The following is a 13769-nucleotide window of genomic DNA, read 5'->3' on the forward strand; positions in this document are numbered from 1 at the left end:
TGCTGCTGGCGCTTGTGCCGCTGGTGGCCGTAGTGGGGGCCTGCGTAGCCTGTCCCTGATATGCGCATGAACCGCACTCCGGTCCGGAGCGCGAGTTTTCAGGGCCGTCGGCATCACCGGCGGCCTTTTTGCTGCCGCTAGCCCAGAATGATCCGGGCATATTCCCCGACCGGCCGACGCAACAGCGTCGTGTTGACGAAAAATGCGATATTGCCGTCGGCAAAACGGCCGATCCGCACGCCCGCCGCGCGCCCGCGTTCGAACGCCGCTTCGCCGAGCGCCGGATCCGCTTCGAGCCGATAGATGTTCGAGGCATTGGGGTTGGGTGTCACCCGGACCTTGCCCGAAGCTTCGAGTATGGCGAACAGCGATTGCGCGGTGCGATGCGCCTCGGCAATCTGTGCAGGGAAGGTTTCGAGCGCGTCGAGCGCGAGCAGCGCGCTGCCCCAGCCCTGATAGATCAGCCCGCCGAACAAATGACGCCATTCGCGCGCCTGTTCGATCGTCGCGCGATCGCCGGCGAGCACCGCCCCGAACGGCGCGCCGAGATATTTGTAAAGTGACACATAGACCGTGTCGAAAAGCGCGGAATAGCTGGCCAGATCGAACGATGGCGGCGCAAGCAGGATGCGCGCGCCATCGAGATGCAGCCGCGCGCCATGTTCGCGTGACAGCGCGGCAATCTGGCGCATCCTATCGATCGGGACCATTTCGCCGCGCGCACGGCGGACCGGGCTTTCGATCGAGACCGCGCCGATTTTTAGCGGATAGGGGCCATTCTCAGCCTGGTCGAACGCAGCAGCGAATTCGTCGAGCGTCGGAGTCGCCTTGCCCGGCGCCAGCGGAACCAGGTTGATGCTCGACATGCGCTGCGCCGCATCGCTTTCGTCGCGATAGACATGGCTGTCCTGCTGTACGATCGCGCGGGGATGGTCGCCCGCCAGCACGCGGATCGCGACCTGATTGGCCATGGTGCCGGTCGGGAAAAAGGCGCAATCCTCCTTACCCAACAGCGTCGCGAATGCGGTTTCGAGTTGGGTGACCGCGCCTTCGTGGAGATAGCCGTCGAGCACATCGCCGCGCGTGCGGACAAGCTCGGCCAGCCGGGTGGCCGTCGCACCGGCATCGGGCGGGGCGGAATCGCCGACCAGCCAGACGCTGTTTTCGTCGACGGGCGGAAAAGCGGGTCCGCCATCCTGGCGCGCCCATGCCGGAAGCGCCGGCAGCGCCAGCGACGCCATGGCATATTGCATCAATCTGCGTCGCGCGATCATCCGAACCTCCGCCATTGGTTGCGGAACGCGTAACAGGCGAAACGCCACCGCCAAAGCAAAAGGGCCGCCCGGAAATCCGGACGGCCCGTTTTTCTTGCAATCGGCAGACGATCAGCCTTCGCTGGTTTCGCCTTCTTCCGAAGCTTCTTCGGTCGCTTCGGGAGCGATCTCGCCGACTTCGAGGTTCGGGTCGCGATCTTCGGTGAAGCCCGCTTCCTCGCGGTTTTCCTCGAACATCTGCGCCATCACGTCGACGCCCTGCGCCTGCATTTCGGCTTCTTCCGGCGAACGGGCGACATTGGCCGTCACCGTCACCGAAACTTCCGGGTGCAGCGCAACGCGCACTTCGTGCACGCCGAGCGTCTTGATCGGACGGGCGAGAACGACCTGCGACTTGTGGACCTTGTGACCCGCTTCGCTGAGAGCATCAACGATATCGCGAACCGCGACCGATCCATAGAGTTGGCCGGTGTTCGACGACTGACGGATCAGGGTAACCTGAGCGCCGTCGATCGAACCGGCTTCCTTCTCCGCGTCGGTGCGCTTGGCGGCATTTTCCGCCTCGATACGCTCACGATTGGCTTCGAAAACCTTGCGGTTCGCTTCGTTGGCGCGCAGCGCCTTCTTGCGCGGCAGCAGGAAATTGCGTGCGAAACCGTCCTTGACGGTGACCACGTCGCCGATGGCGCCGAGCTTTTCGACGCGTTCGAGCAGAATGACTTGCATGGGTTCCGCTCCTTACTTCACGATGTAGGGCAGCAGGCCCAGATGACGCGCGCGCTTGATGGCCTGGGCCAGTTCGCGCTGCTTCTTGGCGCTCACCGAAGTGATGCGCGACGGAACGATCTTGCCGCGTTCAGAGACGAAGCCCTGAAGCAGACGAACGTCCTTGTAATCGATCTTGGGAGCATCCTTGCCCGAGAAGGGGCAGCTCTTGCGGCGGCGGAAAAACGGACGTGCCATTGCGTGCTACTCCTCAGTTATCGTCGTTGCTGTTGTCGCGGTCACGGCCACGGCCGCCTCCGCCACGACGATCCCGATCGCCCTTGCGCATCATCACCGACGGACCCTGTTCGAGTTCGTCGACGCGGATGGTCATGTAGCGGATCACGTCTTCGTTGATCGCGGTCTGGCGCTCGAGCTCGGCGACGAGGGTCGGCGGACCGTCGATTTCGAGCATCACATAATGCGCCTTGCGATTCTTCTGGATGCGATAGGCGAGGCTGCGCAGGCCCCAGGTCTCGGTCTTGACGACCTTGCCTTCGTTATCCTCGATGATCTTGGTGGCGGCTTCCGCCAGTGCGTCCACTTGCGCCTGTGCCAGATCCTGGCGCGCAAGGAACACGTGCTCGTAAAGAGCCATGTATATCTCACTTCTGTTGGCCGATCGCTGACGCCGCCCCTTGCGAACGCCCCTCCGGCTATCGTCTCAAAATGACACAGGATCCGAAAACGGCGACGTCTGCGGATCGAGTGAAGGCGCGCGCTTACTGCCGAACGCAGCGCAATGCAAGCCGAATGGCCGAATCAGGCCGGCGGCTGCACTGCCGGATCGCCCTGGCGCGGGATCAGCATCGCGCCCAGATCGTCCTGTCCGCCGGTTTCGGAGGGCGGCGGTTGCGGGGCGGGGTGGACGATCGCGCGGCAATAGCCGGGCATGGTCCAGAATTCGATGCAGCTGATCGCGCCATGATCGACATCGGCCCGTGCCCAGCCATTGCCGCCGCCCTTCAGCGCGAATTCGCCATAGATCTGATAGCGGCCGTCGCGTTCGCGGCCGCGATCGATCGCGGTCAGGCTTCCCGGGACATATTCGTCATATTGCCAGCTGAACGCGTCGAGTGCGATTGCGGCTTCGAACCGGTCCTCGATCGGACCGTTTCCGGCCAGCCGCGCCTCGAGCGTTTCGATTCGCCACCGCCGCTGAATCGCTTCGCGGCGGCGGCGTTCGCGCTCGGCATAGTTGATCGTGCGCGTGCCGACGGTTTCGAACGCCAGATGCACCTGAATCGCGGCATTGGGCACGCTTTCCACGCTGCCCATAAAGCCCTGGCTGTCGCAACGTCCCGACCAGACCGAACCATCAGCAATATCGAACAGTCGGCATTCGGCGCCCAGACGGCGACCGACCAGCTGGCTTTCGCGTAACCCACCGGTGCCGCGAAATTCGCCGCGCACGACCGAGCCTTCGAATTCCAGCGTTACTTCCAGGCTTCCGCCGACCGGATCGGGGCAGCCCTGATCGGGGCGGGGGCAATCGGTATTGCGGCGGCGCTGTTCGTTACCGGTGCTGCGCAGCACCGAAATTTCGCCGCTGTGATTGCCGAAATAGCGGACCTTTCCTTCGAAATCGGGAGGAAGAACCTCGCCCGGCTGGCTGATCGGAATGCCGATCGGCTGAACCTGTTGGGCCTGAGCGACCGGGACCAGTATCGTGAACGCAAGAACTACGCTGAGCGTATGCCGGATCATCGCAACGTCCTCCCAGGAAGGGCGTTAACCATAACACTGGTGTCACGATGCTCCAACAAGCAAGCGGCGGAGCCTTTCGGCCCCGCCGCAGGAGGATCGCGCCCGGCGGAGGAGGAGGCGGCGGGCGCGACGCGATCAACGGAGCGCGTTCGCCACTATCGCGGCGATAATCCCGGTAGTGACGGCAACCAGTACGGCATCATCGCCCGAGCGTACCCAGTGATAGCCGCGCGGCGCCGCATTGAGCCGATAGCTGGCCGGGGTTCCGATCACGCGATAATTGCGGGCATAGCGCTGATCGAAATGCTGGCCGCGCTGCCAGCCGCGGTTCTGAACGCCGTTGCGGCGATCGTCGCGCTGAGTCGTGCGATGCGTGTTGCGGTCGGCGCGATTGTTCTGCTCGTAGCGATGATTGCCGCGATGATCCGACCGATCATTGTTGCGGTTGTCGTGCTGAGTCGCAGCGGGCCGATGCGTATCGCCCTGCGTAGCGGCCATTACGGGAGTGGCCAGCATCGAAGCGGCGACGGCGGCGGCGATACTCTTCTTCATGACCCGAACTCCATTCCTGCTTTTTCCAGACCGGCGCCGCAGTCGACGTCGAACTCCTGTCTGGGGGACAAGTGTGTCGCGCCTGTCCCGCAGGGCGGGAAAAAGAGTCGCAAAGTGTCGCAAGCGCGCGATTTTTCCGGCACAGCTTGCATCGGGCGACGGAACGGCTCTAAGCGCCCGGCGCTTCAGGGAAGCGAGGAGATATCGACATGCGCGCATTCATTTTCCCCGGACAGGGCAGCCAGGCCGTCGGCATGGGCACGGCGCTTGCCGCCGCGAGCGGTGTTGCGCGCGAAGTGTTCGAGGAAGTCGACGACGCACTGGGCGAGAAACTGTCGAAGATCATGGCCGAAGGGCCCGAAGAGACGCTGACGCTGACAGCCAACGCCCAGCCGGCGATCATGGCGAATGCGATCGCGGTGCTGCGCGTGCTTCAGCGCGAAGGCGGCATTTCGCTGGCCGACAAGGTCGATTTCGTCGCCGGGCACAGCCTGGGCGAATATAGCGCGCTGTGCGGGGCCGAGGCCTTTTCGCTGGCGCAGACCGCGAAGCTGCTCCGGCTGCGCGGCGAAGCGATGCAGGCGGCGGTGCCGGTCGGCGTCGGCGCGATGGCCGCGCTGCTCGGCGCTGACATCGAAAAGGCGAGCAGGATCGCCGAAGCTGCCGCAGAGGGGCAGGTCTGCACCGTCGCCAACGACAATGATCCGACCCAGGTCGTGATTTCCGGCCATCGCGAAGCGATCGAACGCGCAGTGGCGATGGCAAAGGATATGGGCGCCAAGCGCGGCCTGTTGCTGCCGGTATCGGCGCCGTTCCACTGTCCGTTGATGCAGCCCGCAGCCGATGCGATGCAGGCGGCGCTTGCCGCTGCGCAGATTCAGGCGCCGCTGGTGCCGGTATATGCCAATGTCACTGCCGCGCCGGTTGCCGATGTCGACACGATCCGCGCGCTGCTGGTCGAACAGGTTACCGGCATGGTCCGCTGGCGCGAATCGGTAGCGGCGATGGCCGAGGCCGGCGTTACCGAGTTTGTCGAACTGGGCGGCAAGGTGCTGACCGGCATGGTAAAGCGCATTGCACCCGACGCGACCGCGACCAGCGTGGTTTCGATGGACGATATCGAGGCGCTGCTGAATTCGCTTTGATCGGGATTTGAAGGAGACTTGCATGTTTGATCTCACTGGAATGACGGCGCTGGTGACCGGCGCGAGCGGCGGGATCGGTTCGGCGATTGCCAAGGGGCTGGCGGCGCAGGGCGCGCGGCTGGCGCTTTCGGGTTCGAATGTCGAAAAGCTTGAGGCGTTCAAGGCGGAGCTTGGCGGCGATCATGTCGCACTGCCGTGCAATCTTTCCGATCCTGCCGCAGTCGATGCGTTGGTGCCGCAGGCTGTCGAAGCGCTCGGCAAGCTCGATATCCTGGTCAATAATGCCGGCGTGACGCGCGACAATCTGGCGATGCGGATGAAGGACGATGAATGGGATCAGGTGATCCGCATCAACCTGGAGGCCGCGTTCCGACTGGTGCGCGCTGCCGCCAAGCCGATGATGAAGGCGCGGTTCGGGCGCATCATTTCGATCACGTCGGTGGTCGGCACGACGGGCAATCCGGGACAGGCCAATTATGCCGCGTCGAAGGCGGGTCTGGTCGGCATGTCGAAGGCGCTGGCGCAGGAGCTGGCCTCGCGCGGGATCACGGTCAATTGCGTCGCGCCGGGTTTCATCCGTTCGGCGATGACCGATGTCCTGCCAGACGCGCAGAAGGAAGCGCTGCTCACCAAAATCCCCGCCGGCAAGCTGGGCGAGGGTGAGGATATCGGCGGCGCAGTCGTCTATCTCGCCAGCCGCGAGGCGGGCTATGTCACTGGCCAGACGCTGCATGTGAATGGCGGGATGGCGATGATCTGATCGCCGATAGCCACTTTCGGGCGCGACGGTCCGGCGCTAGAGAATAGCACTATCGCCCTGAGAGCCGTGCAAGGTCGGGGCGCATGAATGACATTGTATTTCGGAGATTTTCGATGCGTATCGCCACAACCCTGACCGGGTGCGCCAGTGCCGTTCTGATGCTCGCGACCACGGGCGCCGCGCTGGCCCAGGATGCCGGCACCGCGTCGCGCGAGGCATCCCGGCAGTCGCGTAATGACGGTCCGGTCAGCTGTATTGGCGGCGCGATTCCCCGTTCGGTGGATCGCGACGTGCTGGCAACGGTCGTCCTCAAGGGATTCCAGGCCGACAATAGCGACGAGCAGCGCGTGATGGCCGCAATAGGCAACGCAGTGACGCGCTGCCGTGGGCGCTATGGCTGGGGCGACGCGCGTCAGGCAGCGGCTACCGCCTATTTCCGGGGCAGCACGATGCGCAGCAACGCCGCGTATCGCCTGCGCGATTACGGCGTTCGGTGGTGGCAGTTCGATGCCGCGCTTGCTGCCGTTCCCGAAGAGGATCGGCAGAAGCTGTTAAGCAGCGGTTCGATGAGCGGCGCGACGATGACGGCGGCCGCGCGTGCCCTGGAATCCGAAGGCGCCGCGTTCGGAACGCCGACGCCAGAACAGCTCGGTGTAATCGGCCCGGCGATCGCGCAGGGGCTCGCCGCAACGATGATCGTCGATAAGGCCAAGGCCGATTATAATCAGTGAAAACCGCCAAATGCCGCGGGTTTCACAGAATTCAACGTGCGTTTTCACGCGTTCTCCATTCGTTTTGCACGTTCCGACACTTGCCAGCGCCCTGAGGGCGTTCTACGTGCGTTCATCGTATTGAGACCCCAGAGCCATAGAGAGGAATACAGGGATCATGAGCACCGCCGATCGTGTGACCAAGATCGTTAGCGAGCACCTCGGCGTCCAGGAATCGGACGTCACGCCGGAAGCCAGCTTCATCGACGATCTGGGCGCCGACAGCCTCGACATCGTTGAACTCGTCATGGCGTTCGAAGAAGAATTCGGCGTCGAAATTCCCGATGATGCCGCCGAAAAGATCACGACCGTCAAGGACGCGATCACGTATATCGACGAACATCAGGGCTGACCCTTCGCCTGCGGATGTTTCCGCACGCCCAAGGTCGGAACAGCACATGCGGCTTCCCGTCCCGGGGTTGAAACACGGGGGCGGGGGGCCGTTTTGCGCTAGGCCCGACGCAAAGAAGTACGGAGAAACAGCATGCGCCGCGTAGTTGTGACCGGTCTGGGACTCGTCACTCCTTTGGGAGCCGATGTCGAAACGAGCTGGAAGAACATCATCGCCGCCAAATCCGGCGCCGCGACGATCACGCGTTTTGATGCCACCGATTTTCACACCAACTATGCGTGTGAAGTGAAGGCGCCGGACCATGAATATGGGTTCGATGCGGGCAAGCGCGTGGATCACAAGATCCAGCGCCAGGTCGACCCGTTCATCGTTTTCGGGATCGATGCCGCGGGCCAGGCGATCGAAGATGCCGGGCTGACCGACATGACCGAGGAAGAGCGGCTGCGTGCCGGCTGCTCGATCGGTTCGGGTATCGGCGGCCTGCCGGGCATCGAAAGCGAATCGCTGGTGCTTGAGCATAAGGGCCCCAAGCGCGTGTCGCCGCACTTCGTGCATGGCCGCCTGATCAACCTGATCTCGGGTCAGGTTTCGATCAAATATGGGCTGATGGGCCCCAATCACGCAGTCGTGACCGCTTGTTCGACCGGCGCGCATTCGATCGGCGACGCCGCGCGGATGATCGCGATGGACGATGCCGATGTGATGCTCGCGGGTGGCGCGGAAAGCGCGATCTGCCCGATCGGTATCGCCGGCTTCGGACAGGCGCGTGCGCTGTCGACCGGGTTCCGCGATGATCCCACCCGCGCCAGCCGCCCCTATGACGTCGATCGCGACGGTTTCGTGATGGGCGAAGGTGCGGGCGTGGTCGTGCTCGAGGAATATGAACGGGCCAAGGCGCGCGGCGCCAAGATCTATGCGGAAGTGCTGGGCTATGGCCTGTCGGGCGATGCCTATCACGTCACCGCGCCGCATCCCGAAGGATCGGGCGCGTTCCGTTCGATGCAGATGGCGATGAAGAAGTCGGGCCTGACGCTTGCCGAGATCGATTACATCAACGCGCATGGCACGTCGACGCCGCTGGGCGACGAGCTCGAGCTGGGCGCGGTGCGCAAGCTGTTTGGCAGCGCGCTCGACACCGCGTCGATGAGCTCGACCAAATCGGCGATCGGCCATTTGCTGGGCGGCGCAGGCGCCGTCGAGAGCATTTTCTGCATTCTCGCGATGCGCGACCAGATCGTGCCGCCGACGCTCAACCTCGACAATCCGAGCGAGAATTGCGCGGGCGTCGACCTCGTCCCGCACAAGGCGAAGGAACGCAAGGTGAAGGCGGTGCTGAACAACAGCTTCGGCTTTGGCGGCACCAATGCCTCGCTGGTGATGGCAGCCGTCTAAACCAGGGTTCAGGCCGGAAAGGGGCTGAATATGCGTCGGCTCTTCGGGTGTTTCGGTCTGCTGGTGATCCTCGCCGTGATCGGCGGGGGTTTCTGGGTCGTCCATGACTGGGGTGCCGATGGCCCTGCAAAGCAGAATGTGACGGTGGTGGTGCCGAGCGGCGCAAGCCTCTCGGCCGCCGCCGATCAGCTGGAAAAGGCCGGCGCGATCCGCAATGCGCGCTGGTTCCTGATCCTGTCGCGGATCTTTGGCGGCGACACGCCGATCAAGGCCGGCGAATACCGGTTTCCTGCGCATCTCAGCCAATCGGACATTTTGAAGACGATGCAGGGCGGCGACACGCTTCAGCGGTTCGTCACGGTTCCCGAAGGCATGCCGTCGGTGCTGGTTCATGAGGCGCTGATGAAGGCGCCCTATCTGACCGGCAAGATCGCGGTGCCGGTCGAAGGCACGATCCTGCCCGACAGCTATGCCTATACGCGCGGCGACACGCGGCAGAGCGTGCTCGACCGGATGCAGAAGGCGATGGCGGAATATCTCGCCGCCGCCTGGGCGCGCCGCAAGCCGGGAATCGCCGTCAGCACGCCGCGCGAGGCGCTGATCCTTGCTTCGATCGTCGAAAAGGAAACGAGCAAGCCCGAGGAACGGCGCACCGTGGCCGCGGTCTATTCGAACCGGCTGAAGCGCGGCATGATGCTTCAGGCCGATCCGACGATCATCTATCCGATCACGCAGGGCCGCCCGCTCGGCCGCCGCATCCTGCGATCCGAACTACAGGCCGTGAACGATTACAATACCTATACCATGACCGGGCTTCCGGCGGGGCCGATCGCCAATCCCGGGCGCGAATCGATCGACGCGGTGCTTGATCCGGCGGATTCGAATGCGCTTTATTTCGTGGCGGACGGCACCGGCGGGCATGTCTTTTCCGACACGCTGGAACAGCACAATGCCAATGTGCAGAAATGGTATGCGATCCGCCGTTCGCGCGGAGAAATGTAGGGTTCGTCCTTTCGCAGCGATGCGCGCTCTTTCTGCGTCCCGGAGCGATACTTGAGCACGATACTGAAGGTAACATGCCGGCGACGAGCGCGGATGCAGTGCGTTTTGTGGCGGGAATGAATCCGCTCGCTTCGGCATGCAGGGAACTGTCGTAGTTGCGCTGAAAAACCATTGATGCAGGTTGTAATCGCGTTACAAATCTCCCCCATCAATTGGGGGGGGATGCGATGGAATTTCTTGTAGGCGAATTAATCGCGATCGGGATTTCGGTAGTCTGGTTGCTATTCCTGTCGTGGGCAGTTTCTACGCAATTATTCAGAAATGACCTGCCGCTTGCCAGAGCAATCAAGACAGTTCTCACGGCAGAAGCGCTGCATTGGCTGCTTATGGTGGCAGCCTTGCTTTACTCACCGTTATTTGCTTCGCTTTTCCGAATAGGCGCAGAACTGATCATTTCGGACGTCGTTGCGATCGCAATCGCTATTTTCTGGGAATGGCGCTCTTTTTCACGTCACTGGATCGACGACGACGAAGTGGAACTGGAGTGATCGCCCCTTAAGGCGGTGCGCCCGCTCAGGGGTTGCGTATCACGCTCCGAGCGAAGTCGCTTCCCGCGCGATAGCCTCGACTTGCTGCATCGACGCGCCCCTGGGCGTTACCCAGCTGCCGCCGACGCACAGCACCGGATCGAAGCCGAGCCAGTCGGGCGCAGTCGCAGCACTGATGCCGCCGGTCGGGCAGAATTTCGCCTGATAAAAGGGTGCCGCGAGCGCCTTGAGCGCCTTCAGGCCACCCGCAGCTTCAGCCGGGAAGAATTTGAAATGCTCAAGGCCAAGTTCGAGCCCGAGCATGATGTCCGACGCATTGGCGGTGCCGGGCAGCAACGGCATGCCGGCGTCGATGATCGGGCGCGCGAGCTTTTCGGTAAGTCCCGGCGAAACGATGAATTCGGCGCCGATATCCGCGACTTGTTTGAACTGCGCCTCGTTGATCACGGTGCCCGCGCCGACGATCGCGCCGTTGACTTTCTTCATCTCGGCCATCGCTTCAATCGCCGCGCCGGTGCGCATCGTGACTTCGAGCACGCGCAGGCCGCCCTTGACCAGCGCCTCGGCAAGGGGACGCGCGGTAGCGGCGTCTTCGATCACCAGCACGGGGATCACCGGGCTGGTGCGCATGATCGTTTCGATCGGTTTCATTGCGTGTGCTCCTGGGCATAGGCCGCCGCCGCGCCATACAGGCCCGGCTCGGGATAAGTGATCAGCTTGACCGGGATCGATGCCATCAGCGACTGGAACCGCCCCTTGGCGGTAAAGCGCTGAGCAAAGCCCGAATTGACGAGATGGTCCTTGAGCCGCAACCCGAGCCCGCCCGCGATCACGACGCCGGTCGGGCCATGCGCAAGCGCAAGGTCGCCGGCGACGGCGCCCAGGCTGAGGCAGAAGCGATCGAGCGCGGCAAAGGCGAGGCTGTCCTTGCCCTCCAGCGCGAGTGTCCACAGCGTCTTGTCGTCGCGGCTCGCGACCGCATGGCCTTCGAGTTCGGCGAGCGTTTCGTAGATGCCGACAATGCCCGGACCCGACACGATCCGTTCGACCGAGACGCGGGTATAGGTTTTGCGCAGCCGCTTGACGATCGCATCCTCGATCCCGTCGAGCGGCGCGAAATCCGTGTGCCCGCCTTCGGTCGCGATAATCTCATAGCCCTTGCCGTGGCGCACCACCTGCGCGACGCCAAGTCCCGTGCCGGGGCCGCAGACGGTGATCGATCCTTCGTCTGGCAGCGGCATTTCCGGGCCGCAGATATATTCGAACTCGCTGTCGGGCAGCTGTGCGACCGCATGGCCAACCGCCGCGAAATCATTGACCATCACATAGCTGTCGACCTCAAGCCGTTCCTTCACCAGCGACGGGCGGATGATCCACGGATTGTTGGTCAGCTTGATCAGGTCGCCTTTGATCGGCGAAGCGACTGCGATGCCGGCGGCACGGGGCAGGGGGCACCCCGCCATGCGGCCAAATGCCTGCCATGCAAGCTGAAGGCTGCCATGATCGGCGGTCTTGAGCTTCACTTCCTGGCCGAGCGAAACGACCCGACCGCCCTCTACTTCGGCAATGGCGAAGCGGGCATGGGTGCCGCCGATATCGACTGCTACGACTTCCATCGAATTCAGGCCCTCTTCGAACCGTTGCCTAAGATTACAATCCGGCGCCCGCCAGTACCGACGACGCGCCCTGTTCGGCTTCGTCGGCAAGGTGGCGCATCATGCCGAACAGCTCGCGGCCGGTGCCGATTGCCGGCGCGGGAGCGGTGGCGAGATTGCGGCTGTCCCATTCGGCGGCGTCGACCAGCGCTTCGAGCGTGCCGGCTTCGGCATCGAGCCGGACGACATCGCCATCCCGCAGTTTCGCGAGCGGGCCGCCCGCCACGCCCTCTGGCGTGACATGGATCGCCGCCGGCACCTTGCCGCTCGCGCCCGACATGCGCCCATCGGTGACCAGCGCGACCTTGAACCCGCGGTTCTGCAGCACGCCGAGCGGCGGCGTGAGCTTGTGCAATTCGGGCATGCCGTTGGCCTTTGGCCCCTGAAAGCGGACAACCACGACGATATCGCGGTCGAGCTCGCCTGCCTTGAACGCGGCCTGTACTTCGGACTGGTCGGCAAAGACGCGGCATGGCGCCTCGATCGTCCAGCGCTCACGCTCGACGGCGGACACCTTGATGCAGCCGCGCCCAAGATTGCCGGTCAGGATGCGGAAGCCGCCTTCGGGAGAGAAGGGGGTGTCGACCGTGCGAACGATGTTGTCATCGCCGCTTTTTGCGGGCAGCTCGTTCCAGACGAGCTGATCGTCCTCGATCGCGGGTTTGCGTCCATAAGCGGCCATGCCGTCCCTGGCGATGGTCAGGACATCGGCGTGCATCAGGCCGCCCCGCAGCAATTCGCGAATCACGAAGGCGGGGCCGCCGGCTTCCTCGAACCCGTTCACGTCCGCCGAACCATTGGGATAAACCCGCGTCAGCAGCGGCACGACCCGCGACAGCCGGTCGAAATCCTCCCAGTCGATGACGATTCCCGCAGCACGCGCGATCGCGGGCAGATGGATCAGGTGATTGGTCGATCCGCCGGTGGCGAGCAGCGCGATCGCCGCGTTGACGACGGCTTTTTCATCGACGCAATGACCGAGCGGGCGATAATCGTCGCCGTCCCACCCGATTTCGGCGAGCCGGTGCACCGCGGCACGCGTCAGCTGCTGGCGCAGCTTGCCCTGCGGGTTTGCAAATGCCGAAGCCGGAATATGCAAACCCATCGCTTCCATCATCATCTGATTGGAATTGGCGGTGCCATAGAAAGTGCAGGTGCCCTTGCCATGATAGGCCTGAATCTCCGCGTCGAGCAGCTCTTCGCGGCTCGCCTTGCCCTCGGCATATAGTTCGCGGACATGCGCCTTTTCCTTGTTGGCCAGGCCCGACGCCATCGGCCCGCCGGGAATCAGCAGCATCGGCAGATGGCCGAAACGTAGCGCCCCCATCAACAGGCCCGGCACGATCTTGTCGCAGATCCCGAGCAGCGCGGCGCCTTCGAACGTGCGGTGGCTGAGCGCGACTGCCGTCGAAAGGGCAATGGTGTCGCGGCTGAACAGCGACAATTCCATCCCCGAATAGCCCTGGGTCACGCCATCGCACATCGCCGGGACGCCGCCCGCCACCTGCGCCGTCGCGCCGACCTCCAGCGCCCAGATCTTCATCTGTTCGGGGTAGCGATAATAAGTCGCATGCGCCGAAAGCATGTCGTTATAGGCACTGACGATGCCGATATTCATCCCGCGTCCGGTGCGCAGCTGATCGCGCTGCTCGTCGGTGCCGGCATAGGCATGGGCGAGGTTGGCGCAGCCGAGCCGGGGCCGGTCGGCGCCGCTTTCGCGTTCACGACGGATCAGGTCGAGATAGGCCTGACGACGGTCCCTGGAACGGTCGATGATGCGATCGGTGACCGCCGCGATTTCGGCATGGAGAGTGGCCATAAACGCTTATCCCTGAACCGGTTGCTCT

Annotated in this window: 16 protein-coding genes; 7 read left to right on the plus strand and 9 right to left on the minus strand. The window is 63.5% G+C overall.

Annotated elements, in window-relative coordinates:
* Positions 1–137: 137 nt before the first annotated feature.
* The 6 genes from DKB74_RS04185 to DKB74_RS04210 form a co-directional block, all read right to left on the minus strand.
* Complete coding sequence (locus DKB74_RS04185) at positions 138–1274, minus strand: threonine aldolase family protein (RefSeq protein WP_161956792.1); 1137 nt, start codon at positions 1272–1274, stop codon at positions 138–140.
* A gap of 111 nt (positions 1275–1385) precedes the next feature.
* Positions 1386–2000 (minus strand): 50S ribosomal protein L9, encoded by a 615-nt coding sequence (gene rplI, locus DKB74_RS04190; protein WP_109806802.1) that lies wholly within the window; start codon positions 1998–2000, stop codon positions 1386–1388.
* A 12-nt stretch (positions 2001–2012) separates the two neighbouring features.
* Positions 2013–2237: a 30S ribosomal protein S18 gene (rpsR, locus tag DKB74_RS04195; protein WP_109806803.1), complete on the minus strand. Its 225-nt coding sequence runs from the start codon at positions 2235–2237 to the stop codon at positions 2013–2015.
* Positions 2238–2250: 13 nt separating this feature from the next.
* Entirely contained in the window at positions 2251–2637 is a 387-nt protein-coding gene (rpsF, locus tag DKB74_RS04200) for a 30S ribosomal protein S6 (protein WP_109806804.1), read from the minus strand.
* A 164-nt stretch (positions 2638–2801) separates the two neighbouring features.
* Positions 2802–3746 (minus strand): hypothetical protein, encoded by a 945-nt coding sequence (locus DKB74_RS04205; protein WP_109806805.1) that lies wholly within the window; start codon positions 3744–3746, stop codon positions 2802–2804.
* 135 nt (positions 3747–3881) lie between these two features.
* A complete protein-coding gene (locus DKB74_RS04210) occupies positions 3882–4298 on the minus strand; it encodes an RcnB family protein (RefSeq protein WP_239987361.1) in 417 nt (138 codons plus the stop codon).
* Positions 4299–4507: 209 nt separating this feature from the next.
* On the opposite strand from DKB74_RS04210, the gene fabD reads away from it, so the two are divergent.
* The 7 genes from fabD to DKB74_RS04245 all read left to right on the plus strand — a co-directional run bounded on the left by fabD (position 4508) and on the right by DKB74_RS04245 (position 10267).
* On the plus strand, positions 4508–5443 hold the full coding sequence (gene fabD, locus DKB74_RS04215; RefSeq protein ID WP_109806806.1) for an ACP S-malonyltransferase: 936 nt from the start codon (positions 4508–4510) through the stop codon (positions 5441–5443).
* 22 nt (positions 5444–5465) lie between these two features.
* Positions 5466–6203: a 3-oxoacyl-[acyl-carrier-protein] reductase gene (gene fabG, locus DKB74_RS04220; RefSeq protein ID WP_109806807.1), complete on the plus strand. Its 738-nt coding sequence runs from the start codon at positions 5466–5468 to the stop codon at positions 6201–6203.
* Between the two features lie 113 nt (positions 6204–6316).
* Positions 6317–6934: a hypothetical protein gene (locus tag DKB74_RS04225; RefSeq protein WP_109806808.1), complete on the plus strand. Its 618-nt coding sequence runs from the start codon at positions 6317–6319 to the stop codon at positions 6932–6934.
* A gap of 157 nt (positions 6935–7091) precedes the next feature.
* Positions 7092–7325 (plus strand): acyl carrier protein, encoded by a 234-nt coding sequence (locus tag DKB74_RS04230; protein ID WP_193504354.1) that lies wholly within the window; start codon positions 7092–7094, stop codon positions 7323–7325.
* Between the two features lie 132 nt (positions 7326–7457).
* Positions 7458–8717: a beta-ketoacyl-ACP synthase II gene (gene fabF / locus DKB74_RS04235; RefSeq protein ID WP_109806810.1), complete on the plus strand. Its 1260-nt coding sequence runs from the start codon at positions 7458–7460 to the stop codon at positions 8715–8717.
* Positions 8718–8747: 30 nt separating this feature from the next.
* Positions 8748–9719 carry an endolytic transglycosylase MltG gene (mltG, locus tag DKB74_RS04240; protein WP_109806811.1) on the plus strand — a complete coding sequence of 324 codons (972 nt, stop codon included), beginning with the start codon at positions 8748–8750 and terminating at the stop codon, positions 9717–9719.
* Between the two features lie 227 nt (positions 9720–9946).
* Positions 9947–10267 (plus strand): hypothetical protein, encoded by a 321-nt coding sequence (locus DKB74_RS04245; RefSeq protein ID WP_109806812.1) that lies wholly within the window; start codon positions 9947–9949, stop codon positions 10265–10267.
* Between the two features lie 39 nt (positions 10268–10306).
* Here the strand turns inward: DKB74_RS04245 and eda are convergent, their stop codons facing one another.
* From eda to edd, 3 genes are read right to left on the minus strand one after another with little or no spacing between them, the layout of a single operon-like run.
* Positions 10307–10918 (minus strand): bifunctional 4-hydroxy-2-oxoglutarate aldolase/2-dehydro-3-deoxy-phosphogluconate aldolase, encoded by a 612-nt coding sequence (gene eda / locus DKB74_RS04250; RefSeq protein WP_109806813.1) that lies wholly within the window; start codon positions 10916–10918, stop codon positions 10307–10309.
* Positions 10915–11883 (minus strand): glucokinase, encoded by a 969-nt coding sequence (gene glk / locus DKB74_RS04255; protein ID WP_109806814.1) that lies wholly within the window; start codon positions 11881–11883, stop codon positions 10915–10917. Before glk ends, eda begins: the two co-directional genes overlap by 4 nt.
* A gap of 34 nt (positions 11884–11917) precedes the next feature.
* On the minus strand, positions 11918–13741 hold the full coding sequence (gene edd / locus DKB74_RS04260) for a phosphogluconate dehydratase (RefSeq protein WP_109806815.1): 1824 nt from the start codon (positions 13739–13741) through the stop codon (positions 11918–11920).
* Between the last annotated feature and the right edge of the window lie 28 nt (positions 13742–13769).

This window comes from Stakelama portus, assembly GCF_003171655.1.
Classification (GTDB): Bacteria; Pseudomonadota; Alphaproteobacteria; order Sphingomonadales; family Sphingomonadaceae; genus Sphingomonas; species Sphingomonas portus.

Coding starts and splice junctions, on each gene's coding strand:
- edd (WP_109806815.1), bottom strand. CDS start 13,741: ATGGCCACTCTCCATGCCGAAATCGCGGCGGTCACCGATCGCATCATC.
- DKB74_RS04205 (WP_109806805.1), bottom strand. CDS start 3,746: ATGATCCGGCATACGCTCAGCGTAGTTCTTGCGTTCACGATACTGGTC.
- DKB74_RS04230 (WP_193504354.1), top strand. CDS start 7,092: ATGAGCACCGCCGATCGTGTGACCAAGATCGTTAGCGAGCACCTCGGC.
- rpsF (WP_109806804.1), bottom strand. CDS start 2,637: ATGGCTCTTTACGAGCACGTGTTCCTTGCGCGCCAGGATCTGGCACAG.
- DKB74_RS04225 (WP_109806808.1), top strand. CDS start 6,317: ATGCGTATCGCCACAACCCTGACCGGGTGCGCCAGTGCCGTTCTGATG.
- rpsR (WP_109806803.1), bottom strand. CDS start 2,237: ATGGCACGTCCGTTTTTCCGCCGCCGCAAGAGCTGCCCCTTCTCGGGC.
- eda (WP_109806813.1), bottom strand. CDS start 10,918: ATGAAACCGATCGAAACGATCATGCGCACCAGCCCGGTGATCCCCGTG.
- mltG (WP_109806811.1), top strand. CDS start 8,748: ATGCGTCGGCTCTTCGGGTGTTTCGGTCTGCTGGTGATCCTCGCCGTG.
- fabD (WP_109806806.1), top strand. CDS start 4,508: ATGCGCGCATTCATTTTCCCCGGACAGGGCAGCCAGGCCGTCGGCATG.
- DKB74_RS04245 (WP_109806812.1), top strand. CDS start 9,947: ATGGAATTTCTTGTAGGCGAATTAATCGCGATCGGGATTTCGGTAGTC.
- fabF (WP_109806810.1), top strand. CDS start 7,458: ATGCGCCGCGTAGTTGTGACCGGTCTGGGACTCGTCACTCCTTTGGGA.
- fabG (WP_109806807.1), top strand. CDS start 5,466: ATGTTTGATCTCACTGGAATGACGGCGCTGGTGACCGGCGCGAGCGGC.
- glk (WP_109806814.1), bottom strand. CDS start 11,883: ATGGAAGTCGTAGCAGTCGATATCGGCGGCACCCATGCCCGCTTCGCC.
- DKB74_RS04185 (WP_161956792.1), bottom strand. CDS start 1,274: ATGATCGCGCGACGCAGATTGATGCAATATGCCATGGCGTCGCTGGCG.
- DKB74_RS04210 (WP_239987361.1), bottom strand. CDS start 4,298: ATGAAGAAGAGTATCGCCGCCGCCGTCGCCGCTTCGATGCTGGCCACT.
- rplI (WP_109806802.1), bottom strand. CDS start 2,000: ATGCAAGTCATTCTGCTCGAACGCGTCGAAAAGCTCGGCGCCATCGGC.